A 21761-nucleotide genomic window follows, 5' to 3' on the forward strand; every position below is an offset into this window, starting at 1 on the left:
AAGAAAAGGGAGTCGCAATATGGCGGTGCAAAAGCAGTTATTGAAAGGTGTGTTGGCGGGGGCCTTGGCGTTAATGCTTAGCGGCTGCGTCACCATCCCGGATGCGATTAAAGGTTCGAGCCCGGTGCCGCAGCAGGATCTGGTGCGGGTGATGAATGCGCCGCAGCTGTATGTCGGACAGGAAGCGCGTTTTGGTGGCAAAGTGGTGGATATTCAGAACCAGCAGGGAAAATCCCGTCTGGAAATTGCCACCGTTCCGCTCGATAGTGGTGCGCGTCCTGTGCTGGGTGAAGCCTCTCGCGGGCGGATTTATGCTGATGTAAATGGCTTCCTCGACCCGGTGGACTTTCGCGGGCAACTGGTCACCGTCGTCGGCCCGATTAGCGGTACGGTGGACGGAAAAATAGGTAATACGCCGTATAAATTCATGCTGATGCAGGTAACCGGTTATAAACGCTGGCATATTACTCAGCAGATTGTCATGCCGCCTCAGCCTATCGACCCCTGGTTCTACGGTGCGCGTGGCTGGCCTTACGGTGGCTATGGCGGATGGGGCTGGTACAATCCCGGCCCGGCACAGGTTCAGACCATAGTAACAGAGTAACTCTTTGTTTTATTGGTAAAAGAAACAGCGGCCTGTCCGCTGTTTCTGCATTAACGTGGATATAAGAAAAATAAATAGTGACGTGCTTCGCAACCTTGTCGTTGTGTAATAAACAAACTGGTACGCTGAGTTAATATTATGTTAACAGTTTGTTTATTGTCTGGGGTTGTGATGACGACGAATACGCATTTTAGAGGTGATGTATTGAAAAAGGTTTGGCTTAACCGTTATCCCGCTGGTGTTCCTGCGGAGATCAATCCTGACCGTTATCAATCCCTGGTGGAACTCTTTGAACACTCAGTAAGACGGTATGCCGATCAGCCCGCGTTTGTAAACATGGGGGAGGTGATGACCTTCCGCAAGCTTGAAGAGCGTAGCCGTGCGTTTGCCGCTTATTTGCAACAGGGGCTCGGGCTGAAAAAGGGCGATCGCGTCGCGCTGATGATGCCGAATCTGCTGCAATATCCGGTCGCGCTGTTTGGGATTTTACGTGCCGGCATGATTGTCGTGAACGTGAACCCGCTGTACACGCCTCGCGAGTTGGAACATCAGCTCAACGATAGCGGCGCGTCGGCGATTGTCATCGTATCTAACTTTGCCCACACGCTGGAAAAAGTAGTCGACAAAACGTCTGTGCAACACGTGATCCTGACGCGTATGGGCGATCAGCTGTCCACAGCCAAAGGGACGCTGGTTAACTTCGTCGTCAAGTATATCAAGCGTCTGGTGCCGAAATATCACCTGCCGGATGCCATCTCGTTTCGCAGTGCGCTGCAAAACGGTTATCGCATGCAGTATGTGAAGCCCGAAGTCGTGTCGGAAGATTTGGCGTTCCTGCAATATACTGGCGGGACAACCGGCGTGGCGAAAGGCGCGATGCTTACACACCGCAACATGCTGGCTAACCTGGAGCAGGTTAATGCCACCTATGGCCCGTTGCTGCATCCGGGTAAAGAGCTGGTGGTAACGGCCCTACCGCTGTATCACATTTTTGCGCTAACGATGAACTGCCTGCTGTTTATTGAGCTAGGTGGTCAAAACCTGCTGATTACTAACCCGCGTGATATTCCGGGGCTGGTAAAAGAGCTGGCGAAGTATCCATTTACCGCGATGACTGGCGTCAATACGCTGTTTAACGCGCTGCTGAATAACAAAGAGTTCCAGCAACTGGATTTCTCTTCACTCCACCTCTCGGCAGGCGGCGGAATGCCGGTTCAACAGGCGGTAGCTGAACGTTGGGTGAAGCTGACAGGTCAGTATCTGCTGGAAGGCTACGGCCTGACGGAGTGCGCGCCGTTGGTAAGCGTCAACCCTCACGATATCGACTACCACAGCGGCAGTATCGGGTTACCGGTGCCTTCCACCGAGGTCAAGCTGGTGGACGACGACGACAACGAAGTGCCGCCGGGAGAACCGGGGGAGCTCTGCGTGAAAGGCCCGCAGGTGATGCTGGGCTACTGGCAGCGACCAGACGCCACTGACGAAATCGTCAAAGACGGCTGGCTGCACACCGGCGATATTGCAGTGATGGATGATGAAGGCTTCCTGCGTATTGTCGATCGTAAGAAGGACATGATCCTCGTGTCCGGCTTTAACGTCTATCCGAACGAAATTGAAGACGTGGTCATGCAACATCCTGGCGTGCAGGAAGTGGCTGCGGTTGGTGTTCCGTCCGGCAGCAGCGGTGAAGCGGTAAAAATTTTCGTGGTGAAGAAAGACGCCTCGTTAACCGATGAAGCGCTGGTCACTTTCTGTCGTCGTCACCTGACGGGCTATAAAGTACCGAAGCTGGTGGAGTTTCGCGATGAGTTGCCGAAATCTAACGTCGGTAAAATTTTGCGACGAGAATTACGTGACGAAGCGCGCGCCAAAGTGGACAATAAAGGCTGAGCGTTAAGTCAGCCAGCAGAAAACGCCGGGTAATCCGGCGTTTTTTTTGGCGCAAACCTAAGAGAGCACGATTTGAATTATCAAATGATCACCACGGACGACGCGTTGGCCACGCTGTGCGAAGCCGTCCGTGAATTTCCGGCGATAGCCCTGGATACAGAATTTGTTCGCACGCGTACCTATTATCCGCAGTTGGGGCTGATCCAGCTGTTTGATGGCAAACACGTTGCTCTGATTGATCCGCAGGGGATCACCGACTGGTCGCCGCTGCGCGATATTCTGCGTGATACTGCCATCACCAAATTCCTACATGCAGGCAGCGAAGATCTGGAAGTGTTTCTCAACACTTTTGGCGAACTGCCGCAGCCGTTGATTGATACACAAATTCTGGCTGCTTTTTGCGGTCGTCCGCTGTCGTGGGGCTTTGCCGCGATGGTGGAAGAGTTTACGGGCGTGGCGCTCGACAAAAGCGAGTCGCGTACCGACTGGCTGACCAGACCGCTGACCGAGCGTCAGTGTGAGTACGCGGCGGCTGATGTCTGGTATCTATTACCGATCACCACAAAACTGATGGTCGAAACTGAAGCCAGCGGCTGGCTGCCAGCCGCACTGGACGAATGTCGCTTAATGCAGCAGCGTCGCCAGGAGGTTCTGGCACCTGAAGACGCATGGCGCGACATCACCAACGCCTGGCAACTGCGTACCCGTCAGTTGGCCTGCCTGCAACTGCTTGCCGACTGGCGACTGCGTAAAGCTCGTGAGCGCGATCTGGCGGTGAATTTTGTGGTGCGTGAAGAACACCTGTGGTCGGTCGCTCGTTATATGCCGGGCAGTCTGGGTGAGCTGGATAGTCTGGGACTTTCCGGCAGTGAAATTCGCTTCCACGGCAAGACGCTGATCTCCCTGGTAGAAAAGGCACAGGCCTTACCGGAAGAGTCGCTGCCGCAGCCGCTGCTGAATTTGATGGATATGCCAGGCTACCGCAAGGCGTTCAAAGCCATTAAGACGCTGGTTGCTGAAGTGAGTGCGGAACATAATCTTAGCGTCGAGCTGCTTGCTTCGCGTCGTCAGATTAACCAGTTGCTCAACTGGCACTGGAAATTAAAGCCGCAGCAGACTCTGCCGGAGCTGATTTCCGGTTGGCGTGGCGAGTTGATGGCAGAACGACTCAACGCGCTGCTGCAAGAATACCCACAGTAGAAAACCTAAAAAAACGGGAGCTGGCGCTCCCGTTTTTAATCAGATTCGCGTTAGCGACACAGTGCCTGACGAATGGCTTCACCTACCTGTTGGGTGGTGGCGCAGCCTTTCATATCTGGCGTTTTCGGGCCGCTGGCAATGACCTGCTCAATTGCCGCCAGAATACCGTCGTGGGCGGCTTTATAGTTGGCATCACCGTTGCCAAGGAAGTCGAGCATCATGGCTCCAGCCCAGATAGTCGCTATAGGGTTGGCGATATTCTGACCGTAGATATCCGGGGCCGAACCGTGTACCGGCTCGAACAGGGACGGGAAGGTGCGTTCCGGATTTAAGTTGGCAGAAGGCGCAATGCCAATCGTTCCGGTACAGGCTGGACCGAGATCGGAGAGGATGTCACCAAACAGGTTGGAAGCAACCACGACGTCAAATCGCTCAGGCTGCATGACAAAGCGGGCGCACAGAATATCAATATGCTGTTTATCCCAGCGGATCTCAGGATAGTGTGACGCCATCGCTTCGACGCGTTCATCCCAGTAGGGCATGCTGATGGCCAGCCCATTGGATTTGGTCGCCGAAGTCAACGTTTTGCGTGGTCGACTTTGTGCCAGTTCAAAGGCATAACGCAAAATTCGGTCGACGCCACGGCGGGTGAAGACCGACTCCTGGATCACCATCTCGTGTTCAGTACCTTCGCTCACGCGTCCGCCGAGGGCAGAGTATTCTCCCTCGGTGTTTTCGCGTACGACGTAGAAATCAATGTCGCCAGGCTGCTTGCCAGCCAGTGGGCAAGGAACTCCTGGAAACAGGCGCACCGGGCGCAGGTTGACGTACTGGTCGAATTCGCGGCGAAACTTAAGCAGCGAACCCCATAATGAGATGTGGTCAGGCACGGTGTCCGGCCAGCCAACCGCGCCAAAATAGATAGCATCGAAGGATTGCAACTGCTCATGCCAGTCATCGGGCATCATCTTGCCGTGATGGGCGTAGTATTCGCAGCTGGCCCATTCCATTTGCTCAAAGCTGAGCGACAACCCCCAACGCTCGGCGGCTGCCTGCAACACATGAATGCCCTCAGGCAGGACTTCTTTACCAATGCCATCTCCGGGGATAGCGGCGATACGCCAGGTTTTCTTCATAGCAGCTCTCACTTGTGCGCCATCAAAATTGACTTTCCCCTTATCCTATAATTGACTGATTAATAGTTAATCCCCCTTACTGGTGAAACATAAAACACAGATCATGAATAATCTGCCGCTGCTAAATGATTTACGCGTCTTTATGCTGGTTGCCCGTCGTGCAGGATTTACCGCCGTTGCCGAGGAACTGGGCGTATCACCGGCTTTTATCAGTAAGCGCGTTGCCCTGCTGGAGCAAACGCTAAATGTAGTACTGCTGCATAGAACAACGCGGCGCGTAACCATCACGGAAGAGGGGGAGCGGATCTACGAATGGGCGCAGCGGATCCTACAGGATGTCGATCAAATGATGGACGAGCTTTCTGATGCCAGGCAGGTTCCGCGGGGGATGTTACGTATTATTAGTAGCTTTGGTTTTGGCCGCCGGGTAGTGGCTCCGGCGCTGTCGGCGCTGGCAAAAGAGTACCCGCAGTTAGAACTGAGGTTCGATGTTGAAGATCGTCTGGTGGATATGGTGAATGAGGGCATCGATCTTGATATTCGTATCGGGGATGATATCGCGCCGAACCTGATTGCCCGCAAGCTGGCGACTAACTACCGTATTTTGTGCGCCTCGCCGGAATTTTTGACGCAGCATGGGACGCCGAAGCAACTCAACGATCTTGCCACTCTTCCTTGTCTGGTCATCAAAGAGCGCGACCATCCGTTTGGTATCTGGCAAATGCGCAATAAAGAGGGCACGCATTCGATTAAAGTTACGGGGCCTCTGTCGTCTAATCATGGCGAAGTGGTACATCAGTGGTGCCTTGATGGGCAGGGAATAGCCCTGCGGTCATGGTGGGACGTTTGCGACAACATTGCCAGCGGAAACCTGATACACATATTGCCCGAGTATTATCAACCAGCAAATATTTGGGCGGTGTATGTTTCCCGGCTGGCGACGTCGGCAAAAATCCGTATTACGGTTGAGTATTTGCGTCGCTATTTTACCGAAAACTATCCAAAGTTTACTTTGGAATAAAAGTGCAACAGGTTGGCAAGAAACAGAAAATAAAAAAGGCAGAATAATCTGCCTTTTTTGTAACGATGACTCTCTGAGCAAAGCCGTTATTTAGATTCTTCGGCTTCAGGTAATGTCACGTTAAGTTCGAGGATAGAAATATCGCCGTCTTTTTGCTCAAGCTGTACGGTCACCATTTCAGGATCAATTTGTACATACTTGCAGATAACCTCGAGAATATCTTTCCTCAACTGCGGTAAATAATGTGGCTCGGCGTCACTACGACGGCGTTCCGCAACAATAATCTGCAGTCGCTCTTTAGCGATGTTCGCTGTGCTCTTTTTCCGCGAGAGAAAAAAATCCAGTAATGCCATAACTTATCCTCCGAACAGGCGTTTGAGGAAACCTTTCTTCTCTTCTTCAATGAAGCGGAAAGGACGTTCTTCTCCCAACAGACGGTCTACGGTATCAGCATAGGCTTTACCGGCATCAGCATTGATGTCGAGAATAACCGGCTCACCCTGGTTAGACGCGCGCAGGACTGACTGATCTTCAGGAATCACGCCAACCAGCTTGATTCGCAGAATTTCCAGTACGTCTTCCATGCTCAGCATGTCACCTTTATTTACGCGGCCAGGGTTGTAGCGCGTCAGCAACAAATGCTCTTTAATCGGATCTTCACCGTTTTCCGCACGACGAGATTTCGACGCCAGAATACCCAGAATACGGTCAGAGTCACGTACAGAGGAAACTTCCGGGTTAGTGGTGATTATCGCTTCATCGGCAAAATACAGGGCCATCAGCGCACCGGTTTCAATACCCGCCGGAGAGTCACAGACAATGAAGTCGAATTCCATCGTTTTCAGGTCGTCCAGAACTTTCGCGACGCCTTCACGCGTCAGCGCGTCTTTATCGCGAGTCTGTGAGGCCGGAAGAATAAAGAGATTTTCGGTACGCTTATCTTTGATTAACGCCTGATTTAACGACGCATCGCCCTGAATAACGTTGACGAAGTCATAAACGACGCGGCGTTCACAACCCATAATCAGATCGAGGTTACGCAGGCCGATATCAAAATCAATAACGACAGTTTTCTTTCCCTTCTGGGCCAAACCTGTAGCGATGGCCGCGCTGGAGGTGGTTTTGCCAACGCCCCCTTTACCCGAAGTAACAACAATAATGCGTGCCATAGAAATTCCTTGTTAAAAAGGGATCAATTCAACGGTTGAACTGTCAAAGCGTTCTCTGCTAATTGCAGACGTGCCGCTTTGCCATAAAATTCTGCTGGGATTTTATCACTCAGCCAATAAACACCTGCGATAGACACCAGTTCTGCCGTCAGATGGGTACAAAAAATTTGCGCTTCCCGATCACCGCTAGCGCCTGCCAACGCACGGCCTCTCATCATTCCATAAACATGAATATTGCCATCAGCGATAAGCTCTGCGCCTGCACTGACGTGGCTTGTAACAATCAGATCACATTGTGGTGCATAAATGCGCTGACCGGAACGAACCGGCACATTTATTAATCGTGTTTTTGTGATGGGAGTAACGTTTTGCGGCGGAGCGACGTGAGCCGGGGCCTCAACGGGCGCAGGACGAATAGCTTTTTCTTTACCTTCAGTCAGTAAAGGAAGACCCATTTCGTCGATTTCAGCCTTGAGTCTGGCGTCTTTGCATCCGCTAACGCCGATAATGCGCAATCCAGTAGACGCGACAACTTTCTGCAACGCTGACCAGTTTACCGGGCTTTCAAGACCACTCACGTTAACCACGACGGGAGCATGTTTTAAAAAAGCAGGTGCCTGCGCGATTTTGTCTTCCAACGCCTGACGAATAACCTCGGGTTCTGCTTCATGTAAGTGAACCACTGATAAGGTGAAGCTACTGCCTTTAAGCTCGATTGGCGTGTTTGACATCCTGGCCTTACTCAATTTGCTATTTATCATCCCCAGCGCGGGGTGATATTCCGAAGACTATAAGGCATGTTATAGTCAGTATTATATTGAGGCAAGCCACCATTCCGTGAATTCAGAGTAAAAGATATGTTTTGTGTGATCTACCGAAGCAGTAAACGTGACCAGACCTATTTATATGTCGAAAAAAAAGACGATTTCTCGCGAGTTCCTGAAGAACTGATGAAAGGATTTGGTCAGCCGACGCTGGCAATGATGTTGCCGCTTGATGGCCGTAAAAAGCTCGTTAATGCCGATCTGGAAAAAGTAAAACAGGCACTCACCGAGCAGGGCTATTATTTACAAATACCACCACCGCCAGAAGATTTACTTAAACAGCATCTGGCTGCGGCGAAACAAAATACACCAGACGCTAAACGTTAAACTGCATCCGGCAGCAGCACGCCCCATCGATGCAGTACCTGAAATCGATAACTACGTTAGGGGAAAATAATGTATCAACATCATAACTGGCATGGTGCTCTGCTGGATTATCCGGTGAGTAAGGTGGTTTGCGTAGGGAGTAACTATGCCAACCATATTAAAGAGATGGGTGGAACCCCTCCGGAAGAGCCGGTGTTGTTTATCAAACCGGAAACTGCGCTGTGCGATTTGCGCCAGCCGCTGGTGATCCCTTCTGATATGGGTTCAGTTCACCATGAAGTTGAGCTGGCGGTACTGATTGGCGCGACCCTACGTCAGGCGACGGAAGAACATGTGCGCAAAGCCATCGCGGGCTATGGCGTCGCGTTGGATCTGACCCTGCGTGATATTCAGGGCAAAATGAAGAAAGCGGGGCAGCCGTGGGAAAAAGCGAAGGGTTTTGATAACTCTTGTCCGCTGTCGGGGTTTATTCCGGTGGCCGAGTTTAACGGCGATCCGCAGGATACGATGCTGGGGTTAACGGTCAACGGTGAAACACGCCAGCACGGCTCCACGGCGGATATGATCCATCAAATCGTTCCTTTGATTGCCTATATGAGTCGTTTCTTTACCCTCAAAGCGGGCGATGTTGTGTTGACGGGGACGCCAGCAGGTGTTGGGCCGTTAAACAGCGGTGATGAGCTGGCCATCAGTTTTCATGGTCAAACGCTGACGACACGCGTGCTGTAATCTCTTCTTGCCGCCTTTTCGGGCGGCAAAACTTGCATCAGCGTGCCAGACTGGTTATAAGGTGCAGCTTTATTGCAATAGCGGATACCCTGATGAGCGACATACCTTTCTGGCAAAGTAAAACCCTGGATGAAATGACCGATGCCGAGTGGGAGTCATTATGTGACGGGTGTGGTCAATGCTGCCTGCATAAGCTGATGGATGAAGACACCGACGAAATTTATTTTACCAACGTCGCGTGTAAGCAGCTCAATATCAAAACCTGTCAATGCCGTAATTACGAACGCCGATTCGAGTACGAGCCTGACTGTATCAAACTGACGCGCGATAATCTGCCTACCTTTGAATGGCTGCCGATGACCTGTGCGTATCGTCTGTTAGCGGAAGGTAAAGGGCTGCCGGAGTGGCATCCACTGCTGACGGGGTCCAAAGCGGCAATGCACGGCGAGCGTATTTCAGTACGTCATATTGCGGTGAAAGAATCGGAAGTGCGTGACTGGCAGGACCATATTTTGAACAAACCTTCATGGGCGGACTAAGCCGCCCATCGATTAGCAGGCGTAAGGGCTTAAGACTTTTTCGCCTGATACATCTCATCTCCATGGTTGTCATCTTCAACCCAGAAATTGATGTTGAATTGGGCGTCGTCGCTTAATTCAACGCGATGCCAGTACTGCGGCGGGCTGGTCGCGAACTGACCGGCATTAATCACCACTTTTACTTCAGGCTCTTTTGCGTCTTCATTGGTAAAACCGTAATACGTTACCGTACCTTCCATCACACAAAGCTGGCCAAAAACGCCTGCTGCAGTGTTATGGTGAGAAAGAAGTGCTGCGGGGACATTGTCTTTGGTAAAGAAGGGAGTAGAGCGTTTAACTTTCCAGTTTGCCGGGATGCGTAAATGGGACATAAGACATCTCCTTGGTGTGGCATCTATAAGATGCATTTAATATACATCTTATAGATGCCAGCAGGCAATGAATTTAAGCCAAAAAAAACGCTCCCGAAGGAGCGTCTCTGTTAGCGACCGAAGAGGTCACGTTTTTTCGGTTTGAACGGCTGTGCTATCACCACCAGCACGGCGACTACCATGTAGGCGGCGAAGATCCCCAACAGCCACTGCGGCATTTCCAGGGTTAAAAAAGACCACTGACGCTCAGCACAGTCACCGGACGCTAAAAACACCTGCGGCAGCCATTTGTCCAGTGGCAGCCAGCTTGGGAAGCGAGCGGCAAAATCACAGGTCATAAACGGGGATGGGTGCAGCTGAATCATGGTGTGCTCATATGCTAACTGAAGTCCGCGCCAGGCACTGTAAATCCAGATTATCATCGCCACATAGCGCAGCGGTGTTTTTGGTGCAATAGCACCCACCAGCCCTGCACCCATCACGCCAAATAATGCGCTACGTTCGTAAATACACAACACGCAAGGTTTTAGCAGCATGACGTGCTGGAACCACAGCGCAACGAGCTCCAGCGCAAAGGCGGTTAACGCCAACAATAACCATGCCCCACGACCTCGGGAGCACTGGTTTAAAAATCGCAACATAATCATTTCCCTGCAACATGCGTAGAGACCGCAGTTTAAACCAATTCACTTTATGCGCCACTAGCGGGAATTGAAAATTTGCGTAATCGGATAATTATCATGCAAAAAGTCAAACCGGGCAGTGATTTGCCCGGTTAATTGTTATGAAAGTGTAGCTAACCAGCCCGTTTGGGTCATCCACTCGGTCACCGGGACAAGCGTGAACTCGACGCAAAGCAGACCGACGAGCGTCAGGACGAGAGTATAAGGCAGAGCCATCCACACCATGCGACCATACGAGAGGCGAATTAACGGCGCCAGTGCAGAGGTCAGCAGGAACAGGAATGCAGCCTGGCCGTTTGGCGTGGCCACCGAAGGCAGGTTGGTCCCGGTATTGATCGCCACCGCTAACAGCTCATACTGATTGAGGCTGATGGTCCCCTGTTCCAGCGCGGCTTTGGCCTCGTTAATGTAAATGGTACCGACAAATACGTTATCAGAAATAGAAGACAGCAGGCCATTGAAGAGATAGAACAGCGTCAGTTGGGCATGTTCTGAGGATTGCAATACGAACTGAATGATCGGCGAAAAGAGCTGTTGATCGATAATCACCGCAACAACAGAGAAGAACACGGTCAGCAGGGCGGTGAAGGGCAGCGACTCGGTAAAGGCTTTACCTATCGCATGTTCGTCGGTGACTCCCGTCAAGGAGGTTGCCAGAATGATGACCGACAAACCGATCAATCCTACTTCAGCCAGATGCAGGGCCAACGCAACTACCAGCCAGACGCCAATAATCGCCTGGACAATCAGTTTGATTTTGTCCTGGCGGGTACGTTGCTGGCGGCTCTGATCGTCAAACTGTTGCAGGACATCACGGACGGTCTCCGGCAGCGTTTCGCCATAGCCAAACCAGCGCAATTTCTCGACCAGTACACAGGTTAACAGGCCGCAAATCAGTACCGGGACGGTAACCGGCGACATGCGCAGGAAGAAGTCGCCAAAATGCCAGCCAGCCGCTTTGGCGATAATCAGGTTTTGTGGCTCGCCCACCATGGTCATCACGCCACCTAACGCCGTACCGACACCCGCGTGCATCATCAGGCTACGCAGAAAACCACGGAACTGCTCAAGAACGACCTTATTGTGTTGATCGATATGGCTGTCATCGAGCATGTTGTTGTCTTCCGCGCGGGAAGAGGCAACGCGATGGTAGATGCCATAAAAACCGACCGCAACGCTGATTACCACGGCCACGACGGTCAGCGCATCAAGGAACGCCGAGAGGAAAGCGGCCGCAACACAAAATGCCAGCGACAGCAGCGTTTTGGAGCGAATAGTGAGTAGCAGACGCGTGAAAATAAACAGTAGCAACTGCTTCATAAAGTAGATGCCTGCCACCATAAACATCAGCAGCAATAACACCTCAAGGTTTGCGGCAACCTCTTCACGAACATGCGTTGCGCTGGTCATACCAATAATGACAGCTTCGATAGCCAACAGCCCGCCAGGCAGCAGTGGGTAGCATTTTAACGCCATCGCCAGCGTGAAAATGAACTCGGCCACCAGCAACCAGCCGGCGATAAAAGGGTTGATGAAAAAAATAATCGGGTTAACGACTAAGAAGACAAGCAGTGCAAGTTTGTACCAGTCTGGTGATTGACCTAAAAAATTGCGCCACATCGCGCGGCCCCATGATAGCTCCATGGTGATTTCCCTACCTTTAAAAATGAAATCATATTTTTATGTTTGACCGCAAAGCTTAGCGGGAGGAGGGAGTACAGGCAAGCTATTCACAAGACTGGCAAGGTTGGCTGTACTGTAGCGTTATTTGGAAAATGAAGCCTTGATCCACTTTTTCTTCATTGCGTCAGCTATCAGCTAAGATACCCATCTGGTATGATGTGTGTAACTATGTTTTGCTGTGTAATGGAATTTTTACTATGGTCATTAAGGCGCAAAGCCCGGCTGGGTTCGCGGAAGAGTACATCATTGAAAGTATCTGGAATAACCGCTTCCCACCTGGCACTATTTTGCCCGCTGAACGTGAACTCTCCGAACTTATTGGGGTGACACGTACCACGCTACGCGAAGTATTGCAGCGTCTGGCGCGAGATGGCTGGTTGACCATTCAACACGGCAAACCGACGAAGGTAAATAACTTCTGGGAAACCTCCGGGCTGAATATTCTTGAAACGCTGGCGCGCCTCGATCACGAGAGTGTTCCGCAGCTGATTGATAATCTGCTGTCTGTGCGTACCAATATTTCGACGATCTTTGTTCGTACTGCGTTTCGCCAGCATCCTGATAAAGCACAGGAGGTTCTGGCGACGGCAAATCAGGTGGCTGACCACGCTGACGCATTTGCCGATCTGGACTATAACATTTTCCGCGGTCTGGCATTTGCCTCCGGCAATCCGATTTACGGTTTGATCCTCAACGGTATGAAAGGATTATATACCCGCATTGGCCGCCATTATTTTGCCAACCCGGAAGCGCGCGCGCTGGCGCTGAGCTTCTACCACAAGCTGTCAGAACTCTGCGAGCAGGGTGCTCATGAGCAGGTGTATGAAACGGTGCGCCGCTACGGTCACGACAGTGGCGAGATTTGGCATCGTATGCAGAAGAATCTGCCGGGCGATTTGGCGATTCAGGGCCGTTAATCGCTCAAAGCCGGATGGCGACGCCAAAGCGTCTTATCCGGCCTGGAATGCATGCACTTCGTAGGCCGGATAAGGTGTTTACACCGCCTCCGGCAATAAGATTTACAGACCGTTCATCCTTGGCGGACAACGCTCCAACAGCTCCACGCTGCCATCTTCATTCTGCTGCTCCAGCATCACATCAAAACCCCAAAGCCGGTGTACATGCTTGAGCACTTCTTTGCGTCCTTTATCCAACGGTGCGCGGTTATGCGGAATATAGCGCAAGGTGAGCGAACGGTCGCCACGCAAATCGACATTCCAGATTTGAATATTCGGCTCCAGGTTGCTCAGGTTGTATTGCGACGACAACCTGTTGCGGATCTCACGATATCCTTCCTCGTTATGAATTGCAGAAATCTCCAGATAGTTGTGACGATCGTCATCCAGCACGGTGAACAGGCGGAAATCGCGCATTACCTTCGGTGACAGGAACTGGCTGATAAAACTCTCATCTTTGAAATCGCGCATCGCGAAATGCAGGGTTTCCAGCCAGTCGGAACCCGCTATATCCGGGAACCAGTATTTGTCCTCCTCGGTCGGCGACTGACAAATACGTTTGATATCCTGGAACATGGCAAACCCCAGGGCATAAGGGTTTATCCCGCTATACCACGGGCTGTTGTAGGGTGGCTGAAATACCACATTGGTATGGCTATGCAGAAACTCCAGCATAAACCGTTCGGTGACTTTACCTTCATCATAAAGGTGGTTCAGGATGGTGTAATGCCAGAAAGTGGCCCAGCCCTCGTTCATCACCTGCGTCTGTTTCTGCGGATAAAAATACTGGCTGACCTTGCGTACAATGCGTAGCACTTCACGTTGCCAGGACTCCAGCAGCGGGGCGTTCTTCTCCATGAAGTACAGCAGGTTTTCCTGTGGCTCAGAGGGATAACGCCGGGCTTCCGCCACGCTTTTCTCTTCCTCTTTCTTCGGCAGCGTGCGCCACAACATATTGACCTGACTTTGCAGATACTCTTCACGACTTTTCTGCCGGGCTTTCTCTTCCTGTAGGGAGATTTTTTGCGGGCGTTTGTAACGGTCAACGCCGTAGTTCATCAGCGCATGACAGGAGTCGAGGAGCTTTTCGACTTCATCCACCCCGTAGCGTTCTTCACACTGGGTTATATAGTTTCGTGCGAAGATTAGGTAATCGACGATGGAACTGGCATCCGTCCAGCTACGAAACAGGTAGTTGTTTTTGAAGAAGGAGTTGTGTCCGTAGCAGGCATGCGCCATCACCAGCGCCTGCATGGTGATGGTGTTCTCCTCCATCAGATACGCGATACACGGATTGGAGTTGATAACAATCTCATAGGCCAGTCCCTGCTGACCATGCTTATACAAGCGCTCGGTTTCAATAAACTTTTTACCAAACGACCAGTGAGGATAGTTGATCGGCATCCCGACGCTGGAGTAAGCGTCCATCATCTGTTCGGAGGTGATCACCTCGATTTGGTGCGGGTAGGTATCCAGTCTGTAGAGTTTCGCCACGCGGTCTATCTCTGCCAGATAGACATCCAGCAGATCAAACGTCCAGTCGGGTCCATCGCTTAACCGTGTGCTGTCCTTGTTCATGGAATCAATCGTAGCCATTCGCGCACCCTCATTGTTGGCGGCACTCTCTGTCTGGAGTACCTCATTTCAAGCATAGATCATGGTGTTAAAAAACGTGCTGCGGCAGAAATTTTTTCTTTGCGATTTCTCGTTAGCGAGGCGTTGAAAAACGGCATGGCCGCAAAATTTTATGCTGGATAAAAATAACGCACAGCAGGAGATGCCAAAGCAGAGAGTTCCCCGCCATCAGCGCTATATGTGAGATAAGTCACCATAAAAAAGTCATATGTTGAATAATATTTTCAACTGAGTTATCAAGATGTAATTAGATGATTGTTCTTTTACTGTTAACGGAGTGGCTATGCGAGTTGTCATACTGGGAAGTGGTGTCGTTGGCGTGACCAGCGCCTGGTACTTAAGTCAGGCTGGACACGATGTCACCGTCATTGATCGTGAGCCCGGTCCGGCACTGGAAACCAGTGCGGCGAACGCGGGGCAAATATCTCCAGGTTATGCGGCACCATGGGCGGCACCAGGCGTACCGCTTAAAGCAATCAAATGGATGTTTCAGCGCCACGCTCCGCTGGCCGTTCGTCTTGACGGAACCCAGTTCCAGTTGAAATGGATGTGGCAGATGCTGCGCAACTGCGACACCAGCCACTACATGGAAAATAAAGGACGCATGGTGCGACTGGCGGAATACAGCCGTGATTGTCTGAAAGCGCTGCGCGCCTCTACCGGTATTGAGTATGAAGGACGTCAGGGCGGAACCCTGCAACTGTTCCGTACCGCTCAACAGTATGAGAACGCCACTCGCGACATCGCCGTGCTCGAAGACGCTGGCGTGCCATATCAGCTCCTGGAAGCAAATCGTCTGGCGGAAGTCGAACCGGCACTGGCAGAAGTAGCGCACAAACTGACCGGCGGTCTGCGTTTACCGAATGATGAAACCGGCGACTGCCAGTTGTTTACCCAGCGTCTGGCGCAGATGGCGGAGCAGGCGGGCGTTAAGTTTCGCTTTAACACCCCGGTCGATAAGCTGCTGAGCGATGGTGAGCAGATTTATGGCGTCCAGTGCGGCGAAGAGATTATCAAAGCCGATGCCTATGTGATGGCGTTTGGTTCGTATTCCACGGCGATGCTGAAAGGGATCGTTGATATCCCGGTCTATCCGCTCAAAGGCTATTCGTTGACTATTCCGGTAGCGCAAGACGACGGTGCGCCGGTTTCTACTATCCTTGATGAAACTTACAAAATCGCTATTACCCGCTTTGACAATCGTATTCGGGTTGGCGGCATGGCGGAGATTGTCGGTTTTAATACAGAGCTGCTACAACCTCGTCGTGAAACGCTGGAAATGGTCGTACGCGATCTCTTCCCGCGCGGCGGTCATGTGGAGCAGGCAACCTTCTGGACCGGACTTCGTCCGATGACGCCGGACGGTACGCCAGTGGTGGGGCGCACCCGCTTTAAGAATCTGCTGCTCAATACCGGCCACGGCACGCTGGGCTGGACCATGGCCTGCGGTTCCGGTCAGTTGCTGAGCGATATCCTTTCTGGCCGTACGCCAGCCATACCTTATGACGATCTGAGTGTGGCGCGTTACAGTCCGGGGTTTACCCCCTCTCGTCCACGGCATTTACATGGCGCACATAACTGATAAGGACGTGAGATGACCCGCCCGATACTGGCCAGCATTGACCTGCAGGCGTTGAAACAAAATCTGACCATTACCCGCCAGGCAGCGCCGGACGCTCGCGTCTGGTCGGTGGTAAAAGCCAATGCATATGGACACGGCATTGAACGCGTCTGGAATGCGCTGGGCACAACCGATGGTTTTGCCATGCTCAATCTTGAAGAGGCGATAACCCTGCGCGAGCGCGGATGGAAAGGCCCGATACTCATGCTGGAGGGTTTTTTCCACGCTGAAGACCTGACGGTATATGACAATTATCGACTGACCACCTGTGTACACAGTAACTGGCAGCTAAAAGCATTGCAGAATGCGCGCCTTAAGGCTCCGCTCGACGTTTACCTGAAGGTGAACAGCGGTATGAACCGGCTTGGGTTTTTACCGGAAAGAGTTCCAACGGTCTGGCAACAGCTGCGGGCGATGCCCAACGTCGGCGAAATGACGCTGATGTCGCATTTTGCAGATGCAGAGCACCCCGAAGGTATCCAGGAAGCAATGGCGCGTATTGCGCTGGCAACAGAAGGACTGGAGTGCAGACGGTCACTGTCGAATTCGGCCGCCACGCTGTGGCACCCTGAAGCGCATTATGACTGGGTTCGTCCGGGTATTATTTTGTATGGTGCGTCGCCTTCGGGACAATGGCGGGACATCGCCAACACCGGCCTGAAGCCAGTGATGACTCTGAGCAGCGAGATAATCGGCATACAAACGCTGAAAGCTGGCGATCGGGTGGGTTACGGTGGCCGTTACACCGCCAGCGGCGAGCAGCGCATTGGAATAGTGGCGACCGGCTATGCAGACGGTTATCCGCGCCATGCGCCAAGCGGAACGCCTGTGCTGGTGGATGGTGTACGTACCGGGACGGTAGGGACAGTCTCAATGGATATGCTGGCGGTAGATCTGACACCGTGCCCTCAGGCAGGGATCGGGACGCCGGTAGAGCTGTGGGGCAAAGAGATTAAAATTGACGATGTAGCTACCTCAGCAGGAACGGTGGGCTACGAGTTAATGTGTTCTTTGGCGCTGCGCGTACCGGTTGTGACGGTGTAACATTTACGGGGTTGCCTGATGGCGCTGCGCTGATCTGCCCTGTAGATTCAGTGCATTTTACAGGCCGGGTAAGGCGCTGCCGCCACCCGGCAAACAACATCCGCTTTACTCATCCTCGTCTTCAGCAACGCGAACACCGACCTTCAGCACTGCATTATCTTCCTTCTCGGCCACCGTCCAGATCATGCCAGCGAATTCCACCTGGTCACTGACGACCGGCGCGGCACCAAGCAGATGCTGGACAATTTCGCCCAGCGTTTGCTGCTTATCACGATACTCTGTGCCATCATCCAGGCCATAAATCAGCGCCACATCGGCATATTTCGCGCTGGCTTCAAGAATAAAATCACCGAAGAAGCGCTGGTCTAACGACACCGGTGGCGACTGGCTGAATAGCTTGCCGAGAGCCGGGAGATCGCGCTCGCGACCAATAACACACAATACGTCGCCTTCGCGCAGACGCGTGCTGCCGGAGGGGTGAAACAGCACGTTGTCACGAAACAGGGCGGCTATTCGCGTTTCTTCCGGCATATGCAGGTCGCGCAGCGCGGCACCCACACACCACTTATCTGCGCTGAGCTGATAAACAAACTGCTCCCACGGGTTATCTGGGTGAATATCGAGACCAATGCGCGAAACGGGCCAGCCGACGGGAGGGACCACCACCTTGGCTTTTTTCGCGGCCCATGAAAGTGACGTTCCCTGAAACAGCAACGAGATCAGTACCACGAAGAAGGCGACGTTAAAGAACAGGCGCGCGTTCTCCAGGCCCGCCATCATTGGGAAGACGGCGAGGATGATCGGCACCGCGCCGCGCAAACCCACCCAACTGATGAAAATACGCTCGCGCAGATTAAAGCCACGAAATGGCAGCAGTCCGGCGAAGACCGAAAGCGGGCGGGCAATGAATATCATCCACGCAGACAAAATCAGCGCAGGGATTGCGATAGGCAGCAGGTCGGACGGCGTAACCAGCAGTCCAAGCACCAGGAACATGGCGATTTGCGCCAGCCAGGCCAGACCGTCGAAGTTTTGCAGAATACCAAATCGGTTGCGGATGGGGCGATTCCCCAGCAGGAAACCACACAGATAAACCGCCAGAATACCGCTGCCTTCCAGCGCAGTGGTCAGGGCAAAAATCAGGATCCCACCGCTTAACGCCAAGAGTGGATACAGTCCGGCAGGCAGAGAAATGCGGTTAATCATCTGCTGGAGCATATATCCACCGCCAAGACCGATAACGATTCCTAAGCCAAACTGCTGGATAATGTGCACCGCGAACATCCAGCTTAATCCGGTCTCGTGATTTTGGATCATGGCGATGAGTGTGATGGTCAAAAACACGGCCATCGGGTCATTACTACCGGATTCAATTTCCAGCGTAGAGCCAACGCGTTCGTTAAGTCCCTTACCGCCAAGCAGGGAAAAGACCGCCGCGGCGTCAGTTGAACCAACAATCGCGCCAATCAGCAGCCCTTCGATAAGATCCAGATGAAACAGCCACGCGGCCATCATGCCAGTGAGTCCGGAAGTAATCAGCACACCGACCGTCGCCAACGATAGCGCCGGGCCTAACGCAACGCGAAAAGAGCTGGCCTGAGTGCGCATGCCGCCGTCGAGTAGGATAACCGCCAGTGCCAGGTTACTCACCATGTAGGCGAAAGGATAGTTATCGAAAGGTATGCCGCCAATACCATCCACACCCGCTAACATACCGATAGCGAGAAATATCACCAGAATTGGGATACCGAGACGTGATGAGAATGAACTGAGTAAGATACTGCAGGTGACGAGAACGGAACCCAAAATAAAAAGGCTAATAATTGCTGCGGCATCCAACGTTCGGTTACTCCTGAATTACGCTGTTTCGTATTAATAAACCCTACCATAATAACGACAGAAACAGCGTTTTACTTAGCCCCATTAGCTGCTTTTTTTACGATTTTAGTACCGGATGCCCACTTAAGGTGAGCTGAGTGCTGTTTTTATCGTTTTTCAGCACCGCTCTGGCTCCCAGCGGCAGGGTGACGGTGCGTTGTTCATGGCCAAAATCGAGGCCGCCGATCAACGGAACGGACAGCCTGGCGCGCAGAAAATCACAAACTGAATCATGATTGTAACCAGCGTCGTAATCATTCGGCGCGCTGCCGCTAAAACTGCCGAGGATAATGGCGTTTTGCTGGGCCAGTATTCCGGCGTGGTACAGTTGCAGCAGCATGCGCTCGACACGGAATGGATGCTCGTTGATGTCTTCCAGCACCAAAATGCCGTTTTTGATGGCCGGCATCCACGGTGTACCCATCAGCGAAATGATCATCGCCAGATTTCCGCCCCACAGTGTACCTTCAGTCGCGCACTGCGGACCGTCACCCTGCCATTCGAGGGTGAATTGGGCATTACGCAATGCTTGCCAGAAATGGTGCTCGGTGAATGCGTTTATCTCCTCGGCACCGAAGTTGGCCGCCAGCATCGGGCCGCTGAAGCTAATCACATTCCCTTGAGCCAGTAGACCACACTGGATCGCCGTAAAATCGCTGTGTCCGCACAGCAGCAGCGGATCTTGTTGCTGGCGGGCTGCCAGCCCTTGCCAGTCAATATCTTCCAGTAAACGGCTCGCGCCATAGCCGCCACGTACCGCCATCACAATGGTATTGGGGGTTTTCAGATTAACGAGCGAGTTCACATCAGCAAGCCTTTCTGCCTCTGTACCCGCAAAACGCTGGCAGCGGCGCGCAATGACCGCTGAATTGTCGACCTGATGACCGGCCTCAGTAAGACGTGCAAGCCCACGTAAGGCAGCCTGCTGATTGATACAGTAGCCCGATGGGGCAATTAAGTGAAACCGGGACATGGCATTTCCTTGCTACAACTAAAACCAAATGTATATCATGCCGCGTAGGTATGTCGTTGTCACCTCAGCGACAGGTTCCGGCTATAAGGATAGATGACGTGAAATTGAGATGGTTTGCTTTTTTGGTTGTATTACTTGCGGGCTGTAGTTCAAAACATGATTACAAAAACCCGCCGTGGAATGCTGAAGTTCCGGTTAAACGCGCAATGCAATGGATGCCGATCAGTGAAAAAGCCGGTGCGGCCTGGGGTGTCAGTCCACAATTGATTACCGCTATTATTGCCATTGAATCAGGCGGTAATCCGAATGCGGTCAGTAAGTCTAATGCGATTGGTCTGATGCAGTTAAAAGCCTCGACTTCAGGCCGCGATGTTTATCGTCGCATGGGATGGAGCGGAGAGCCGTCGACCAGCGAGTTGAAAAACCCCGAACGCAATATCTCCATGGGGGCCGCATACCTGAGCATTCTGGAGACCGGGCCGCTGGCAGGGATTGAGGATCCACAGGTGATGCAGTATGCGCTGGTAGTATCGTACGCTAACGGAGCGGGAGCATTGCTGCGAACGTTCTCTTCCGACAGGAAGAAAGCCATCAATAAGATCAACGATCTCAGCCCGGATGAATTTATTGAACATGTTGCGGACAATCATCCGGCGCCGCAGGCTCCGCGCTATATCTGGAAGCTTCAGCAAGCGCTGGATGTAATGTAATTCAGGTGATGTTAATCGCGCACTTTGTTCGACTTTTCCCGGGCCTCGCGCTCAAGGGAAAAAATAATCCGCTGTAAGTTCCGCTCCACCGCCGGGCCGACGTTGAGAAAACGAAAGCTCAGGCGGGGAGTGGTAATGGTTTCGTTTTTACTGTCGATAACTTTGCGTTCGCTAATGGAAATAAGCTGGGCGTCAACGTGATACACCCCCCATTGTTCCATGTTCAGTTCAACCTGCGCGAAGCGTATACCTTCTACCAGTCCTTCTGGTTTTGCCGTTTCTAACAGCCCGCCCATACCGCCAAGCGACAAATCGAATAAGCGAAAGCACAGCGTGCTGTTGTCCGGCATTTTTGCCGTGCAGCGATAGGGAGGATGCAGCGGAGCGCCGATGCGAAAATATTCCCGACGCTGAACAAACCACAGGGAAGGCGGCAAGGATGAAATAAACGCTGGCAGTTGCTGATACTCACCTTTTTTTAACTGTGGCAGGGTGAATTCTACTTTGGCTCCCTGCGTTTCGGCGATAATCGAGATCTGACTGGCCCGCTGTACGGCCTGGTTTTCATATTCCTGGCTACCAAAATCCATGACCAGCTCGTTCGGGCTGACGGCCAGAACTTTGCTGATGAACTGGCCGCCCGACCAGGAGATACGCAGTGGAACCTGCTGCGATTTTAAGTCCCGAAGTACACCTAACACCGCTAACGGATTTTGCTTCAGGAACTGCTCATTGTAGTTACTCACACCTAATGACTCCCGGATGCCT

22 protein-coding genes are annotated in these 21761 nt (G+C 52.3%); 11 read left to right on the forward strand and 11 right to left on the reverse strand.

What is annotated here, in order from left to right; genetic code table 11:
• Nucleotides 1-19 precede the first annotated feature (19 nt).
• The 3 genes from OGX67_RS09845 to rnd all read left to right on the forward strand — a co-directional run bounded on the left by OGX67_RS09845 (nt 20) and on the right by rnd (nt 3694).
• Complete coding sequence (locus OGX67_RS09845) at nt 20-604, forward strand: Slp family lipoprotein (RefSeq protein WP_071697362.1); 585 nt, start codon at nt 20-22, stop codon at nt 602-604.
• 204 nt (nt 605-808) lie between these two features.
• Nucleotides 809-2494: a long-chain-fatty-acid--CoA ligase FadD gene (gene fadD, locus OGX67_RS09850; RefSeq protein ID WP_003020970.1), complete on the forward strand. Its 1686-nt coding sequence runs from the start codon at nt 809-811 to the stop codon at nt 2492-2494.
• A gap of 84 nt (nt 2495-2578) precedes the next feature.
• Nucleotides 2579-3694: a ribonuclease D gene (gene rnd, locus OGX67_RS09855; RefSeq protein ID WP_286526458.1), complete on the forward strand. Its 1116-nt coding sequence runs from the start codon at nt 2579-2581 to the stop codon at nt 3692-3694.
• A gap of 50 nt (nt 3695-3744) precedes the next feature.
• Here the strand turns inward: rnd and OGX67_RS09860 are convergent, their stop codons facing one another.
• Nucleotides 3745-4830: a tartrate dehydrogenase gene (locus OGX67_RS09860; RefSeq protein ID WP_213180616.1), complete on the reverse strand. Its 1086-nt coding sequence runs from the start codon at nt 4828-4830 to the stop codon at nt 3745-3747.
• Nucleotides 4831-4933: 103 nt separating this feature from the next.
• Here OGX67_RS09860 and OGX67_RS09865 point away from each other — a divergent pair, with 103 nt between their 5' ends.
• The gene (locus OGX67_RS09865; protein ID WP_257651124.1) at nt 4934-5851 is read left to right on the forward strand and encodes a LysR family transcriptional regulator; all 918 of its coding nucleotides are present in this window, start codon (nt 4934-4936) and stop codon (nt 5849-5851) included.
• Nucleotides 5852-5937: 86 nt separating this feature from the next.
• Here the strand turns inward: OGX67_RS09865 and minE are convergent, their stop codons facing one another.
• The 3 genes from minE to minC are packed head-to-tail and all read right to left on the reverse strand — an operon-like array spanning nt 5938 to nt 7751.
• Complete coding sequence (minE, locus tag OGX67_RS09870) at nt 5938-6204, reverse strand: cell division topological specificity factor MinE (RefSeq protein ID WP_001185666.1); 267 nt, start codon at nt 6202-6204, stop codon at nt 5938-5940.
• 3 nt (nt 6205-6207) lie between these two features.
• Entirely contained in the window at nt 6208-7020 is an 813-nt protein-coding gene (gene minD, locus OGX67_RS09875; protein ID WP_003020956.1) for a septum site-determining protein MinD, read from the reverse strand.
• A 23-nt stretch (nt 7021-7043) separates the two neighbouring features.
• Nucleotides 7044-7751, reverse strand: coding sequence for a septum site-determining protein MinC (gene minC / locus OGX67_RS09880; RefSeq protein WP_003844062.1), 708 nt, complete (start codon nt 7749-7751; stop codon nt 7044-7046).
• A 126-nt stretch (nt 7752-7877) separates the two neighbouring features.
• Here minC and OGX67_RS09885 point away from each other — a divergent pair, with 126 nt between their 5' ends.
• The 3 genes from OGX67_RS09885 to ycgN all read left to right on the forward strand — a co-directional run bounded on the left by OGX67_RS09885 (nt 7878) and on the right by ycgN (nt 9439).
• Nucleotides 7878-8171: a YcgL domain-containing protein gene (locus OGX67_RS09885; protein ID WP_003020949.1), complete on the forward strand. Its 294-nt coding sequence runs from the start codon at nt 7878-7880 to the stop codon at nt 8169-8171.
• Nucleotides 8172-8240: 69 nt separating this feature from the next.
• A complete protein-coding gene (locus tag OGX67_RS09890; protein WP_003020947.1) occupies nt 8241-8900 on the forward strand; it encodes a fumarylacetoacetate hydrolase family protein in 660 nt (219 codons plus the stop codon).
• Between the two features lie 92 nt (nt 8901-8992).
• Nucleotides 8993-9439, forward strand: a complete 447-nt coding sequence (gene ycgN, locus OGX67_RS09895) for a cysteine cluster protein YcgN (RefSeq protein ID WP_003020944.1) — start codon at nt 8993-8995, stop codon at nt 9437-9439.
• A gap of 29 nt (nt 9440-9468) precedes the next feature.
• Here ycgN and OGX67_RS09900 read toward each other — a convergent pair whose 3' ends face one another.
• The 3 genes from OGX67_RS09900 to nhaB form a co-directional block, all read right to left on the reverse strand.
• The gene (locus OGX67_RS09900; protein WP_257651125.1) at nt 9469-9810 is read right to left on the reverse strand and encodes a TehB family protein; all 342 of its coding nucleotides are present in this window, start codon (nt 9808-9810) and stop codon (nt 9469-9471) included.
• Between the two features lie 110 nt (nt 9811-9920).
• On the reverse strand, nt 9921-10451 hold the full coding sequence (dsbB, locus tag OGX67_RS09905; RefSeq protein ID WP_003020937.1) for a disulfide bond formation protein DsbB: 531 nt from the start codon (nt 10449-10451) through the stop codon (nt 9921-9923).
• Nucleotides 10452-10592: 141 nt separating this feature from the next.
• On the reverse strand, nt 10593-12137 hold the full coding sequence (nhaB, locus tag OGX67_RS09910) for a Na(+)/H(+) antiporter NhaB (protein ID WP_003020934.1): 1545 nt from the start codon (nt 12135-12137) through the stop codon (nt 10593-10595).
• A gap of 236 nt (nt 12138-12373) precedes the next feature.
• Here nhaB and fadR point away from each other — a divergent pair, with 236 nt between their 5' ends.
• Nucleotides 12374-13093: a fatty acid metabolism transcriptional regulator FadR gene (gene fadR, locus OGX67_RS09915; protein ID WP_003020931.1), complete on the forward strand. Its 720-nt coding sequence runs from the start codon at nt 12374-12376 to the stop codon at nt 13091-13093.
• Nucleotides 13094-13195: 102 nt separating this feature from the next.
• Here fadR and OGX67_RS09920 read toward each other — a convergent pair whose 3' ends face one another.
• Nucleotides 13196-14728 carry a SpoVR family protein gene (locus OGX67_RS09920; protein WP_003844058.1) on the reverse strand — a complete coding sequence of 511 codons (1533 nt, stop codon included), beginning with the start codon at nt 14726-14728 and terminating at the stop codon, nt 13196-13198.
• Between the two features lie 322 nt (nt 14729-15050).
• Here OGX67_RS09920 and OGX67_RS09925 point away from each other — a divergent pair, with 322 nt between their 5' ends.
• Nucleotides 15051-16349, forward strand: coding sequence for a D-amino acid dehydrogenase (locus OGX67_RS09925; RefSeq protein ID WP_003841565.1), 1299 nt, complete (start codon nt 15051-15053; stop codon nt 16347-16349).
• 12 nt (nt 16350-16361) lie between these two features.
• Nucleotides 16362-17432 (forward strand): catabolic alanine racemase DadX, encoded by a 1071-nt coding sequence (gene dadX, locus OGX67_RS09930; RefSeq protein WP_003020922.1) that lies wholly within the window; start codon nt 16362-16364, stop codon nt 17430-17432.
• Between the two features lie 105 nt (nt 17433-17537).
• Here dadX and OGX67_RS09935 read toward each other — a convergent pair whose 3' ends face one another.
• Both OGX67_RS09935 and ldcA read right to left on the reverse strand, forming a co-directional pair.
• Complete coding sequence (locus OGX67_RS09935; protein ID WP_286526407.1) at nt 17538-19271, reverse strand: potassium/proton antiporter; 1734 nt, start codon at nt 19269-19271, stop codon at nt 17538-17540.
• Between the two features lie 97 nt (nt 19272-19368).
• Nucleotides 19369-20283, reverse strand: coding sequence for a muramoyltetrapeptide carboxypeptidase (gene ldcA / locus OGX67_RS09940; RefSeq protein WP_257651126.1), 915 nt, complete (start codon nt 20281-20283; stop codon nt 19369-19371).
• Between the two features lie 98 nt (nt 20284-20381).
• Here ldcA and emtA point away from each other — a divergent pair, with 98 nt between their 5' ends.
• Nucleotides 20382-20993 (forward strand): membrane-bound lytic murein transglycosylase EmtA, encoded by a 612-nt coding sequence (emtA, locus tag OGX67_RS09945; RefSeq protein ID WP_003020914.1) that lies wholly within the window; start codon nt 20382-20384, stop codon nt 20991-20993.
• An 11-nt stretch (nt 20994-21004) separates the two neighbouring features.
• Here the strand turns inward: emtA and ycgR are convergent, their stop codons facing one another.
• Nucleotides 21005-21739 carry a flagellar brake protein YcgR gene (ycgR, locus tag OGX67_RS09950; protein WP_003844054.1) on the reverse strand — a complete coding sequence of 245 codons (735 nt, stop codon included), beginning with the start codon at nt 21737-21739 and terminating at the stop codon, nt 21005-21007.
• Nucleotides 21740-21761: the final 22 nt, after the last annotated feature.

Origin of the sequence: Citrobacter sp. Cf118 (assembly GCF_030334095.1) — a bacterium.
GTDB classification, from domain to species: Bacteria; Pseudomonadota; Gammaproteobacteria; order Enterobacterales; family Enterobacteriaceae; genus Citrobacter; species Citrobacter freundii.

Bases quoted from the DNA above. Each gene is read 5' to 3' on its own strand.
- fadR (WP_003020931.1), top strand. From the start codon at position 12,374: ATGGTCATTAAGGCGCAAAGCCCGGCTGGGTTCGCGGAAGAGTACATC.
- minD (WP_003020956.1), bottom strand. From the start codon at position 7,020: ATGGCACGCATTATTGTTGTTACTTCGGGTAAAGGGGGCGTTGGCAAA.
- OGX67_RS09860 (WP_213180616.1), bottom strand. From the start codon at position 4,830: ATGAAGAAAACCTGGCGTATCGCCGCTATCCCCGGAGATGGCATTGGT.
- OGX67_RS09885 (WP_003020949.1), top strand. From the start codon at position 7,878: ATGTTTTGTGTGATCTACCGAAGCAGTAAACGTGACCAGACCTATTTA.
- OGX67_RS09900 (WP_257651125.1), bottom strand. From the start codon at position 9,810: ATGTCCCATTTACGCATCCCGGCAAACTGGAAAGTTAAACGCTCTACT.
- minC (WP_003844062.1), bottom strand. From the start codon at position 7,751: ATGTCAAACACGCCAATCGAGCTTAAAGGCAGTAGCTTCACCTTATCA.
- OGX67_RS09920 (WP_003844058.1), bottom strand. From the start codon at position 14,728: ATGGCTACGATTGATTCCATGAACAAGGACAGCACACGGTTAAGCGAT.
- OGX67_RS09845 (WP_071697362.1), top strand. From the start codon at position 20: ATGGCGGTGCAAAAGCAGTTATTGAAAGGTGTGTTGGCGGGGGCCTTG.
- ldcA (WP_257651126.1), bottom strand. From the start codon at position 20,283: ATGTCCCGGTTTCACTTAATTGCCCCATCGGGCTACTGTATCAATCAG.
- rnd (WP_286526458.1), top strand. From the start codon at position 2,579: ATGATCACCACGGACGACGCGTTGGCCACGCTGTGCGAAGCCGTCCGT.
- OGX67_RS09925 (WP_003841565.1), top strand. From the start codon at position 15,051: ATGCGAGTTGTCATACTGGGAAGTGGTGTCGTTGGCGTGACCAGCGCC.
- minE (WP_001185666.1), bottom strand. From the start codon at position 6,204: ATGGCATTACTGGATTTTTTTCTCTCGCGGAAAAAGAGCACAGCGAAC.
- dadX (WP_003020922.1), top strand. From the start codon at position 16,362: ATGACCCGCCCGATACTGGCCAGCATTGACCTGCAGGCGTTGAAACAA.
- ycgN (WP_003020944.1), top strand. From the start codon at position 8,993: ATGAGCGACATACCTTTCTGGCAAAGTAAAACCCTGGATGAAATGACC.
- nhaB (WP_003020934.1), bottom strand. From the start codon at position 12,137: ATGGAGCTATCATGGGGCCGCGCGATGTGGCGCAATTTTTTAGGTCAA.
- dsbB (WP_003020937.1), bottom strand. From the start codon at position 10,451: ATGTTGCGATTTTTAAACCAGTGCTCCCGAGGTCGTGGGGCATGGTTA.
- OGX67_RS09865 (WP_257651124.1), top strand. From the start codon at position 4,934: ATGAATAATCTGCCGCTGCTAAATGATTTACGCGTCTTTATGCTGGTT.
- OGX67_RS09890 (WP_003020947.1), top strand. From the start codon at position 8,241: ATGTATCAACATCATAACTGGCATGGTGCTCTGCTGGATTATCCGGTG.